The organism is Paenibacillus sp. Soil724D2 (assembly GCF_001427935.1).
GTDB lineage: Bacteria > Bacillota > Bacilli > Paenibacillales > NBRC-103111 > Paenibacillus_E.
In genome coordinates, this window is sequence record NZ_LMRY01000001.1 from 189,505 (window position 1) to 201,057 (window position 11,553).

Here is an 11,553-nt window from a genome sequence, read left to right on the forward strand (position 1 = left end):
ACCTCCTTTAAGCAAAATCAACAGCGAGTTATTGAAGTACTTTATCGGTTATCCATATTTGCTTGATTTTACCCTCATGTAACAGCGGGTTTAATTTGTTCATTAACGTAGAGATTAAACTGTCGGAACCCTTACTTCCTTCAATTTGATCTTTTGTCAAATCTCCAAGCGCTTGTACGATTGTTCCTTTAACCGCTGAGTCCAGCAAACTATCAAACTCTGCCTTACCCTTTGAATTTTCTAATTCAAAAGCGAAGCTGATTTTAATGAAGTTTTGACTGCCAGACAAATTCGTCAAGATATCTTTAATAATTGCAGTGTTTGCCTTTTTAGCTTCCGCAGATGGCGCTTTCGTTGGCTTCACGCTTGCAACAGCATCCTGAGCTTGTACTGCAGGGTCTTTGGATTGATTATTTTTCTCCATAAAATTCCACAAAACAAAGGCAGCTGTCAAAATCAGAGTAATTGCGATTAGAATAGAGACAATGAGTATGAAAATTTTGTTCTTAAACACTTACGAACCCTCCGCATCCCTGGACTTTATTGTCGCTCGTACTGAGCCAATCTCCTGCATGTAGGTCCGCACTAAGCTTACCACAACCTCTGCCTTTTCGAGTACTGTGATTTTCTTTCCTGTCGTTAATGTAATCATTGTGTCTGGAGTCTCTTCAATAATTTCGATAAGCAAGGCATTCAGGATAATCGCTTTCCCGTTTAAACGAGTGAGAGAAATCATGCTTCTCCTCCTGTATCAGGATAAGGGGAGGCTAGCTCCCCTATTTCACATCAATTTAAGATTAATGTTTAAGATTTACGACTTCTTGAAGTACTTCATCCGAAGTCGTAATAATTCGAGAATTCGCTTGGAAACCACGTTGAGCAATAATCATTTCGGTGAATTCACCTGTTAAGTCAACATTCGACATTTCCAGTTGACCTGAAATCAGTGTCCCAGTACCCGTTTCTGGATTACCCGCTGCCCCAACTACAATTTCACCCTCTGGGTTTGCATTCGCTGTCATACGATACAAATTCCCGCCAATTTTCTCAAGCCCCGAAGGGTTAATGACTTTAACGACGCCAACTTTCTGACCTGTAGTAACCGTTGCTCCTGTATTGTTGACACCGATGATATCGCCGTTTTGTGCAATCGAGAATGAAACTATGTCATCAGGAAGCACTATCGGACCGGCATTATCAGCCCCCATAACATGTAGCCCTTCTGCATTTACAAGGTTTCTAGAAGCATCTAAAGTAAAGTTACCTGCTCTTGTCAAGTAAGGTGCATCCACCTGCTCGGTAGTACCTACTGCAAAGAATCCATCCCCGTTAACACGCAAATCAGTAGTGACATTCGTTGTCATTGCACTTCCAGCCGTATGTACTGTATCAATGGCAGCCAAACTAACGCCTAATCCTACTTGCTGAGCATTCACACCACCACGGTTCTCATCGGCAGCACTAACACCAGCAACGGTTTGACTGAGAATATCTTTAAACATAACACGACTGCCTTTGAAACCGATGGTATTTACGTTTGCGATATTATTACCAATGACATCCAATTTCGTTTGAAAACCACGCATACCTGAAACGCCTGAGTACAAGGATCTTAACATCTATAATAGGCCTCCTAATCGGATATAAATATAATGAACTGCTTCAATCGCTCCACAGCTCCAGGCTTCCTGCACGGTCGAGCCTGATGGTTAAGAAATAATAATGGCACTATCAATTTGCGTGAAAACATGTTCATTCATCGCATTTCCATCAAGCGCCGTCACAACAGTTCGGTTAGGAACATTAACAATTAAAGCATTTCCACCTAAAATCATAAGCGCATCCTTAGCGCCTTTAGCGGCTACCTTATCAATAGCTGTACTAAGCTTATCCAATTGCTCAGGCTTTAGTTGAATGCCTCTCTCTTTAAGTCTAACCTCTGCATGATGACTGAAACGAACAAGTTGCTCCTGAAGAAGTTTTTGAAAAGTAGGGCTACCGGATTGGGTTACCGGTTGCTGTACAGGTGTTCGTCTCGTAGACGCTGGAGAAACCGCATTAGGATAAAGCTGCCCTATGGATATTCTCTCTGTCATTTGGTTTCTCCAACATTCTCAATTTTCTTGAGCTTGTCAAGAGAAATTTCCTCTCCCTTCACATTGGCATATTGATTTCCGTCTTTGAATGTAATGGAATCAATAACACCAGACTTTTCAACAGATGCTCCAGATGAGTCGATATCCGTCCATGTGATCGATTTCCCAATCAAGCCTGAAACAAAACCAAGAGATTGACGCATTAGCTTCATTTCACCGGCCATATTGGTCAGTTGCTCTACGGATGTAAACTGCGCCATTTGTGCAATAAACTCTTTATCTTGTAAAGGTTGCGTCGGATCTTGATTTTGAAGTTGTGTAATCAAGATTTTAAGGAAATCATCTTTGCCTAACGTATTGTTGTCTTTCTCTTTCGATTTTGCTTTATTTCCAGTATTGATCAAATCCGTAACATTACCTGAAATAGGGGTTGTAGCCACACTTTCACCTCCAGCTGAATCACATAGATTGCTTTTTTAGGCAATAACATCGAAGGAGTTACCATTTACTGCAGTTCGTACTTGAGCTACATTCTCAATTTCTATATTAAAATCAATTGAATCTTCCTCATAGTTACCAGAAGCATTTTTACTTTGACGCTGAGATTGCCTAAATGTTTGCTGTTGACGTTGATCTTGAAACATACTAGATTGCATGTTTTGATTTTGAGTGACCTCAAGCTTCTCAACTTGCAAACCTTGTGTTTGAAGAGCTTGTCGTAACTGCGGAAGTTGACTTTCCAGCATCTGCTTACCTGCTAAGGAATCAGCTGCAAATTGAGCTATCAGTTGTCCATCCTGCATCGATATTCTTACATCAATATGACCGAGATTTTTAGGGAATAAAGATAGTTTAGCTTCAGAAAAACCGCCAGCCATCGTTATCTTCAAGTTCTTCAACACATGCTCTGTCATTTCTTCTGTAAAATTCGCCGCATTGATTGTTGCTGTTGGCGTTTTATCAACTGGAACAGCAGCCTGTTGCGCTTTCTGCAAATCACCGATCGTAACGATGTTATTCGTTGCTGGAGCTTCTTCAGTCGGCAAATCAACTAGGGCAGCAAAAGATTCTTCGGACGCTGTAGTAGACTCGACAACTGGTGCGTGAAGTACATTCTTGATTGCTAAAAGCTCAAGCTTTGACTTTGATGGTTGCACTAGGGTAAATGAATCTCCATCAATTTTCTGCTCAACACCTAACTTGTTTGCCTTTTTAACATGACTTGCTCTGTTAACAGATGTGATATCACTCTTAGTTTCTTCTACTAAACCTTCAGTAGCCTTGAGTGATTTCGTTGCTGCATCAGTTATTGATGTTGGTCCCTTCAATGTCGCCATTAAATCTGGAAGCAAAGGCTCAATCGTGCTAAGTAAGTCCTGGTTCAAAAACTTCAAAATAGGATTGTCAGGCTGCTGTTTAGTCAAAGTAGTCAGTGTAAGCAAAGTATTCTGGGCTTGTAAGTTTAATGTATCAGCTGGCTGAAGATTCAACCCATTCGGTAGTGTGAAAGCCGTGTTAGATTGTGTATCACCAAGTGTGCTTAACAATTGCTGAGCATCTTCGAACCACTTCTTCACGTTCTGATCTTGTAATAATTGTTCAGCTAGCTTAGGGTTACTGTTCATTGCCTCCAAAAGCATTTCTGGTAGAGGTTGATCTCCCTTTCCTTGTTCGACCTGCTGTACAGCAGCGCCTTGAAGAGGCATAACCAAGCTTTGAAGCATTTGAAGCAGCATGTTCAGAGAAAGAGCTGGATCAGAAGCATTTGCATCACCAGAAGCATTCTCTTGAACAATTTGACCATCTAATACTTGATTAAAAGAAGTATCCTTGGCAGCCGTTTCAGTCGTACTTGCTTTACCTGTTGCTGTTGAAGCAGCATTGTTTCCAGTAGGTACTGTTGGCATTTGTACGTCCATTTTTTTCACCTCCCTTCGTGAAATCAATGACATTACTGAACAAGTTTAGCTGAAATGGAAGCTGTGATTTCTTTATTTGCGTCTGATAATGAAGACATTACTTTTGAACGAGAAGCATTATCCATCCCACTGAGAATAGCTAACACTTTATCAGGGTTAGATTTATTCATTTCCAGAAGGACATTGGAAGCACTTTTCGGTGTCATGTTGGCAAAAGTTTGCCCTAAATCTGTTTTACTTACGGATGTTGTGGTCTTCGTCGCTCCATTCGTTGCCAATCTTTCTTGCAAGGCAGCAATTTGTTTATCGCGCACAGGAACAACATCCTTAACCCCAATGGAAGCCTCAGCCGCTTTAGTAGGGGTCATCTTTTCTAGAATCGCACCACGACTATCTGCTTTCATCATTGAAAACACAAGAACCATTTCTTTAGGTGTCAAAGCTTCAATGATTGGCGCAGCTTTACTTGGATTCATTTTTGCATACATATTCGCAAGTTGAGTAATTTGATTATTGTATTCTTCTTCGGTTTGCGTTTTATTCTTCAGCTTCTCTTCCAAGTCAGTTAACTTCGCCTGAGCATCTTTCAGTGAAAGATCCTTCTGCTCGGTTGTCGAATCGGCTTTTTGCAAAGCTGTTTGAAGTTCAGCAATTCTTGCATTTAGCTTTGTAATCTCTTCATCTTTAATCTTGTTGCTTTGCTCAGAAGTCGGTGCTTTACCATCACTCGTCACTACTGCTTTTTCTTTGGGAGCAGGGACGATTGTCCCAATGACTGGTGTATTGTGCAGCGCCTTCTGAATACTGCTCTTGATATCATAATCAAAAATTGACAACAGCACGAAGAGCAAAACTGCCGTAAACACAAAGGGGATGACAAACCATATCAGAAATCGTTCCAGTGCACTATAAGATGCACCCTCTATGCTTGTATCGGCCATCTCCTTTTCCCTCCTTTGCCTTCCTCAATACGTTAATCGTTTGAAACGGTTAGTAGCCATCTCATCTAGAGTTTCTTGCTCTTTTTTGGCGACAAAAGATTGAAATTGGTTGTATGCCTTCTCTCTTGCCTTCGACCAAACTTTCTCATCAATCATTCTTTCCGAAAGATGTTCCTGCTTTTTGAGCACGACATGCTGTGCTTGCTGCACATCCAAATGCTTGCGTGCGATCTGCTGATCAACATGATTCATGTAATTTTGCATCAACAGCATCTTGGAGATGGATACCGAACTGCTAGATACACTAGCCATTTCATTATGGAGGCTATCTTTCTGCTCAAACAATCCATGCAAGCTCGTCTCTTCATTCCTTAGTTGCCCCATTGCCTCAGAAAGTATCCATTCTGCCTGTGTTCGTTCATTGTTTTTCAAATCGACAATTTGCTGGAAAGAATAACGAAAATTCATTCAGGAGCCTCATCCCTTATAAAATTCATGAATCAAACGTTCTTGAGCTTCTTCAAATGTTAACTTTTCAGAGGTTTTTTGCTTCGTGAAATCCCATATTGCCTCGATATTATCCATAGCGATATCAATATTTGGGTTAGAACCTTTTTGGTATGCCCCTATATTGATAAGATCTTCCGAATCTTTATATATAGAAAGAAGTCGCTTCAATTGATCAGCTGCTTCCATGTGTTCAGTAGGAACAATTTCTTTCATGACTCGGCTTACACTGGATAAAACATCGATGGCTGGGTAATGACCCTTATTAGCAATGCTGCGATTAAGTACAATATGACCATCCAAAATACCTCGCACAGCATCAGCGATAGGCTCATTCATGTCGTCCCCATCTACAAGTACAGTATAAAAAGCGGTAATGGAGCCCTTTGGTCCCGTACCTGAACGCTCTAGAAGCCGCGGAAGCATTGCAAAAACCGAAGGAGTATAACCACGTGTGGCTGGAGGTTCTCCAACAGCAAGCCCGACTTCACGCTGCGCCATAGCAAAACGAGTGACTGAATCCATCATCATCATGACATTTAAGCCGCGATCCCGAAAATATTCGGCAATGCTAGTTGCAATCATCGCACCTTTGATTCTGATTAAAGCGGGTTGATCAGAAGTTGCTACAATCACAACGGATCTAGCAAGTCCTTCAGGACCTAAATCTCTTTCAATAAAGTCTAGAACCTCTCTACCACGCTCGCCAATAAGAGCAATTACGTTGACATCAGCGGATGTATTACGTGCAATCATGCCCATCAACGTACTTTTACCTACACCAGAACCTGCGAAAATACCGACACGCTGTCCCTTGCCAATTGTTAATAATCCATCTATACAGCGAACACCAACCGAAATTGGATTCAGAACACGTGGACGTGTAAGCGGGTTCCCAGGCACATTATTCGTTGAATATTGCGCCATTCTAGACGGGAGGAATGAACCATCTAAGGGTTGTCCCAAACCGTCTAAAACTTTACCAAGCAGCTCATGGCCAACATGAACAGTAAGCGGCTTTCCGGTACCTACGACATCGCATCCAGGACCTATTGCATCCAAATCACCGAGTGGCATCAGAACTACTTTGTTGCTGCGAAATCCAACGACTTCAGCTTTTAGCGGCTTGTTTGACTTGTGCGGATATATGTAGCAAAGATCGCCAATGCTCACATCAGGACCTTCTGACTCAACTGTCAGCCCAATTACCTGCGTCACTTTACCGTTCACTCGAATCGGATCAATCGTATGTAGATGCTCCTTGTATTTATCAGCATTTGGCAGCTTGCTGCTCATAACTCGGATACCTCACTTTGAGTTGCCAATTGTCTTAACGCCGACTTAATCTCTTTTAACTGAGTGTCAATTCTGGCATCAATGCTTCCAAATGAGGAACGTATCACACAACCACGGTCTTGTACCGTAGAGTCCGGGATAATTTGTAATTCAGCTTGTGAATCAATGGAAGTTAGTAACTCTTCGCGTGCTTCTTGGATATATGCAAACTGTGAAGGTGCTACACAAAGCGCGATAATCCCTTTTTCTCTTCTACGTGAAAGTACCATCTGAATTAAATCAATAACCCATTCTGGATTTAAAGTTAATTGACGTCCAATGACTTTCTCAGCGATGGAAGTACTAAGTTCAATTAAAAAAGGTTCTGATTCTTGAATGATTTGCTGCTTAAGCTTGTAAGATTGTTCCAAAATGGCTCGAGCCTCTGATAACATCTCACCGTATTCTTGGCGGAGGTTTTCTTCGGCTTGAACAATCCCTTGTTCGTAACCTTCTTCAAATCCTGATTGTCTGGAAATCGTGATGTGCTCTTCATCTTCTGCACGGCGGCTCTCCCACCAACTCGTTATTTCTGCGTGAGTTTGTTCTCGAAGCGCTGCGCACTCCTGCATAGCCTGGTCGATTTGTTCGTGGGCAAAAGCCTCAGCGTCTTGAAGGATCTGCTCCTTCATACTTGTAGCTTCTGTCAGTTCCTGCTGCTGTTCAGGAGTCAATTGATTTGTATCATCTGTTAACATACCAGCACGTAATAATTCAAGTGGTGAAATCGTTTCTACTATTTTCTTATCATCTAACGGAAAATAAGCAAATGATTTAATGACGTTAGACAATAATATCATCTCCTCCACCACGTGCGATGATGATTTCACCAGATTCTTCTAAGCGGCGAATCGTTGCAACAATCCGGGTTTGAGCTTCTTCAACATCACGTAAACGTACGGGTCCCATAAATTCCATTTCTTCCTTAAAGGTATCCGCCATACGTTTGGACATATTTTTGAACAAGGCATCTCGAACTTCTTCGCTTGCAACTTTAAGGGCAAGCTGTAAATCCGCATTCTCAATGTCGCGGATAATTCGTTGAATGGAGCGATTGTCGATATTGACGATATCTTCGAAGACAAACATCCGTTTCTTAATTTCTTCCGCAAGTTCCGGATCCTGAATTTCGAGAGAATCGAGAATAGTGCGCTCTGTACCCCGATCGACACCATTCAGAATTTGAACGATGGAAGCAATACCACCTGCATTTGTGTAATCCTGAGTCACAGTTGACGATAGTTTTTGTTCAAGAACGCGTTCAACCTGGCTTATGACTTCAGGAGAGGTACTATCCATGAGTGCAATACGCTTAGCAACATCAGCTTGCTTTTCCTGTGGTAGTGATGACAAGATGATCGAAGCTTGATCTGCTTGCAAATATGACAATACCAAAGCGATTGTCTGAGAATTCTCATTTTGAATGAAGTTAAGGATTTGAGCAGGATCTGCTTTTCTTGCAAAATCGAAAGGTCTCACCTGCAGAGTTGCTGTCAATCTATTGATGATATCAAGCGCTTTTTGTGATCCTAATGCCTTTTCCAAAATATCCTTGGCGTAAGCAATACCACCTTGAGAAATAAACTCTTGGGCTAAACAGATCTGATGAAATTCAGATAAAATAGTTTCTTTTTCATAAGAATCTACTTTTCTAACATTCGCAATTTCTAGCGTTAACTGCTCGATTTCTTCTTCTCGCAAATGCTTAAATATTTGAGCAGACACCTCAGGGCCTAAACTGATCAAAAGAATGGCTGCCTTTTGTCGTCCGGTTAACCCTTGCAGAGCAGCTTTGGCCATACAAGTGCACCTCTATTCGTCTACTAACCAAGTACGAAGCAAATTAACAAAGTCTTCTGGTCGCTTTTTGGCAAGAGTCTCTAGCTGCTTGCGTACTTGATTGTCATTAGTAACATTTTCGATATCAATCGTTGGAAGTTCTGCTTTACCTGCCGCTATATTCATTTCTTGTTCCAATTGTTGCTGCGCAGCTTTTCTTCGTTTTCTAATTGCGAACCCTGCAATTAATCCAATTGCAAGCGCCGCTAGAGCTAAACCTGCATACGTTAAGTACGTTGTTGTTTTCGATGCGAGTGTGTCCGCTGGTCTTGCAAAAGAATGTGCGAATACCGTAACTTTTTTCTGTAAATCTGCGTCAGTATATGTAACCTTATTATCCGCTAATGCAGTTCTTACGATGTTTACTAGCGCACTTTGCACTGCAGCCTTGGTCTCAGCTGTCAAAGAGTTGGGATCATCTATAACCGGAGGCTCAATCCCCACATTAATACTTAAGTCTTTTACAACATAAGGCGTAGAAATAATATCGTTCGTAATTCGGTTGACTTCATAATTGACAGTTTTATTATTTTTCTCTGAATTAGACTTGCCTGAGCTGGCAGCCCCAGGATAGCCTGGAACATCTGTAGTACCTGTACCAGGTACACCGCCTGTATCCGCACCATTGTTCTGATACGATTCACTTGCTTCCTGCAGGGAAATTTCCAATCCTTTTTGATCCACTTGATTTGGAGCGCTGACAAGCTGCTCTTTACTTTTCTTTTGATCAAAATTCATTGTTGAGAATACACTTACATTCACTTTGTCACGGCCAAACATCGTGCCCAGCATCGTATTGATATTCTTCTGTAAATCATTACGGAACTGGTTATTAATATCCACTTGACTAGTGACTAAACTCGTGGATGATGTTCCGCCCACCTTCGAAGATACAAGACTCTGTCCATACTGGTCTGAGATCGTAATATTCTCTAGAGGGAGATTTTTAACACTATGCGATACTAAATTATAAATCGTATCAACCTTTGCTTGATCTAAGGTATATCCCTGCTTCGTTTGCACAACAACAGATGCCGTTGCTTTTTCTTGCTGTTGCTGTAAGAAAGGTCCTTCTTCTGGAAGTGAGATGAGAACTTTGGAACTGGCGATTGCTTGATTAGCGTTAATCAACTGTTGAAGCTCGCCTTGTATCGCGTTCAAGTATTTCACTTTGAATTCGTTGTCTGTTATGCCAAATGAACTGCTGTTGCTAAACGCACCAAAGCCTAAAGAGCCGTTTTTATTTAAACCTTGGGACTCAACACCAAGCTTTACATTTGCTACTTCGCTTGTTGGTACTTCGATACTTTTTCCATCATCACTAAGATGATACGGTATTTTTGCGGTATCTAGATATGACTTGATGGCTGAAGCATCACTTGGCTGCAATTCCGTAAATGCGAGTGAATACTCCGTTTTTGATAAATTAATACTTATAATTGCAGCAGTAAGAATCAGTAGGACAACCGTTGCTATAAAAGTGATTTTGGTAGTTCTACTATAACGATTCCAATATTGCTTCACCTTTTCCCAGTACTGGAGCAGGTTCTCGTTCACTCTGTCACCTCATCGAACCAAAATTTAGCAGCATCTAACTCAATCACAGCTGCATTCTCATCATTTCTTGGTAAGCTTCAAGGACTTTGTTTCTGACTTGTACAGTCAACTCAAGTCCTAGCGATGCTTTCTCAGAGGCTATTGTCAGTTGATGAACATCGGAAAGCTCACCTTTGATGAAACTCTGATTCAAGTTGTCCACTTGCTGTTGTTGCGTGTTTAAGTTTGATATGGCGTCATTCAGGAACGAACCGAATCTTTTACCAAGATCAGCAGCCCCTTCACCGGAGTTATCCTTTGGTTGAATGGAACTCATGATGTTTAGTGGACTGTAACTTATTTTGTCAATCATGATGCAACCTCCTGTACTGGTTATCTACCAATCTCCAAAGCTTTGGTTATCATTGATTTACTTGCATTAAGGGCGGTTACGTTCGCTTCATAAGATCTAGTCGCAGAGATCATATCGACCATTTCTTTAAGCACATCGACATTGGGCATATAAACGAATCCATTCGCATCCGCATCTGGATGAGTTGGGTTATATACCTGCTTCAAAGGCGACTTATCATCAAAAATTTTATTCACCCGCACACCTTCACCAGTACCATCGGCCATTGCTGATTTAAGCGATTGCGCAAAGCTGGGCTGTGACTTCGTTTCAAAAGCAACTAACTTCCTTGTATAGGGAACCCATTTCCCATCTACGAACTTAGCACGTGTTGTATCCGCATTCGCTATATTAGAAGAGACAACATCCATTCTTAATCGTTGAGCAGTCAGTGCCGAAGAGCTGATGTCAAATCCATTGGTTAACCTCATTGGTTATTACTTCCCTCCTAAGACTGTGCGCATTTTTTTGAATTCGCTATTCATTTGTTGAATCATTGCATTGTATTTAAGTTGGTTTTTGGCCATTAACGACATTTCATAATCCATATCGACATTGTTCATATTGTTATTAATCGCTGTCGATTCATCTGTTTTTATTTCTGAATTTGGCAGATTTGTGGATTTTCCTATTAAGAAATGCCTTGGGTCTGTCCGATAACCTTCTATAGTGGGTGTTGATGAATTCATCTGACCTTGTAAAAGTTCTTCGAACACGACATCCGAACGCTTAAAGAAGGGTGTATCCGCATTGGCTACGTTGTTTGCTACAACCTTTTGTCTTAGAGTCGATGCATCCAGCGATCGCTCCATCAAGTTCCAACTTGGTTTGTCTATCAGAGACATTATGTTACCCCCCGTCTATAGAATATTCGACTTATACTTCAACATTGTATTTATCGATTCCTTCTTATTTCGACATTATTTTCATAAAATAATTCGAAATGGTCCTTATTGTAGAAATTTGTA

At 41.2% G+C, this 11,553-nt stretch carries 15 protein-coding genes; all 15 read right to left on the reverse strand.

Annotated features, from left to right (window positions below; all coding sequences use genetic code 11):
* Positions 1-28: 28 nt before the first annotated feature.
* The 15 genes from ASG85_RS00905 to flgB all read right to left on the reverse strand — a co-directional run bounded on the left by ASG85_RS00905 (position 29) and on the right by flgB (position 11,430).
* On the reverse strand, positions 29-514 hold the full coding sequence (locus tag ASG85_RS00905) for a flagellar basal body-associated FliL family protein (RefSeq protein WP_057301551.1): 486 nt from the start codon (positions 512-514) through the stop codon (positions 29-31).
* Positions 515-736, reverse strand: coding sequence for a flagellar FlbD family protein (locus ASG85_RS00910; RefSeq protein WP_057301552.1), 222 nt, complete (start codon positions 734-736; stop codon positions 515-517).
* A gap of 61 nt (positions 737-797) precedes the next feature.
* Positions 798-1,619, reverse strand: coding sequence for a flagellar basal body rod protein FlgG (flgG, locus tag ASG85_RS00915; RefSeq protein WP_057301553.1), 822 nt, complete (start codon positions 1,617-1,619; stop codon positions 798-800).
* 90 nt (positions 1,620-1,709) lie between these two features.
* Positions 1,710-2,096: a TIGR02530 family flagellar biosynthesis protein gene (locus ASG85_RS00920; protein WP_057301554.1), complete on the reverse strand. Its 387-nt coding sequence runs from the start codon at positions 2,094-2,096 to the stop codon at positions 1,710-1,712.
* A complete protein-coding gene (locus ASG85_RS00925) occupies positions 2,093-2,536 on the reverse strand; it encodes a flagellar hook capping FlgD N-terminal domain-containing protein (RefSeq protein WP_057301555.1) in 444 nt (147 codons plus the stop codon). The genes ASG85_RS00920 and ASG85_RS00925 overlap by 4 nt, the downstream gene beginning before the upstream one ends.
* 36 nt (positions 2,537-2,572) lie before the next feature.
* Positions 2,573-4,015, reverse strand: coding sequence for a flagellar hook-length control protein FliK (locus ASG85_RS00930; RefSeq protein WP_060645133.1), 1,443 nt, complete (start codon positions 4,013-4,015; stop codon positions 2,573-2,575).
* 32 nt (positions 4,016-4,047) lie between these two features.
* The gene (locus ASG85_RS00935) at positions 4,048-4,956 is read right to left on the reverse strand and encodes a hypothetical protein (protein WP_063860111.1); all 909 of its coding nucleotides are present in this window, start codon (positions 4,954-4,956) and stop codon (positions 4,048-4,050) included.
* Positions 4,957-4,980: 24 nt separating this feature from the next.
* Complete coding sequence (gene fliJ, locus ASG85_RS00940) at positions 4,981-5,424, reverse strand: flagellar export protein FliJ (RefSeq protein ID WP_057301557.1); 444 nt, start codon at positions 5,422-5,424, stop codon at positions 4,981-4,983.
* Positions 5,425-5,433: 9 nt separating this feature from the next.
* Positions 5,434-6,759: a flagellar protein export ATPase FliI gene (fliI, locus tag ASG85_RS00945; RefSeq protein ID WP_057301558.1), complete on the reverse strand. Its 1,326-nt coding sequence runs from the start codon at positions 6,757-6,759 to the stop codon at positions 5,434-5,436.
* The gene (locus tag ASG85_RS00950; RefSeq protein ID WP_057301559.1) at positions 6,756-7,589 is read right to left on the reverse strand and encodes a FliH/SctL family protein; all 834 of its coding nucleotides are present in this window, start codon (positions 7,587-7,589) and stop codon (positions 6,756-6,758) included. Before ASG85_RS00950 ends, fliI begins: the two co-directional genes overlap by 4 nt.
* Positions 7,582-8,598 carry a flagellar motor switch protein FliG gene (gene fliG, locus ASG85_RS00955; RefSeq protein WP_057301560.1) on the reverse strand — a complete coding sequence of 339 codons (1,017 nt, stop codon included), beginning with the start codon at positions 8,596-8,598 and terminating at the stop codon, positions 7,582-7,584. The genes ASG85_RS00950 and fliG overlap by 8 nt, the downstream gene beginning before the upstream one ends.
* A gap of 12 nt (positions 8,599-8,610) precedes the next feature.
* Entirely contained in the window at positions 8,611-10,194 is a 1,584-nt protein-coding gene (gene fliF, locus ASG85_RS00960) for a flagellar basal-body MS-ring/collar protein FliF (protein WP_057301561.1), read from the reverse strand.
* 43 nt (positions 10,195-10,237) lie between these two features.
* Positions 10,238-10,546, reverse strand: a complete 309-nt coding sequence (gene fliE, locus ASG85_RS00965) for a flagellar hook-basal body complex protein FliE (RefSeq protein WP_057301562.1) — start codon at positions 10,544-10,546, stop codon at positions 10,238-10,240.
* 20 nt (positions 10,547-10,566) lie between these two features.
* Positions 10,567-11,016, reverse strand: coding sequence for a flagellar basal body rod protein FlgC (gene flgC / locus ASG85_RS00970; RefSeq protein ID WP_057301563.1), 450 nt, complete (start codon positions 11,014-11,016; stop codon positions 10,567-10,569).
* A 6-nt stretch (positions 11,017-11,022) separates the two neighbouring features.
* Complete coding sequence (gene flgB, locus ASG85_RS00975) at positions 11,023-11,430, reverse strand: flagellar basal body rod protein FlgB (RefSeq protein WP_057301564.1); 408 nt, start codon at positions 11,428-11,430, stop codon at positions 11,023-11,025.
* Between the last annotated feature and the right edge of the window lie 123 nt (positions 11,431-11,553).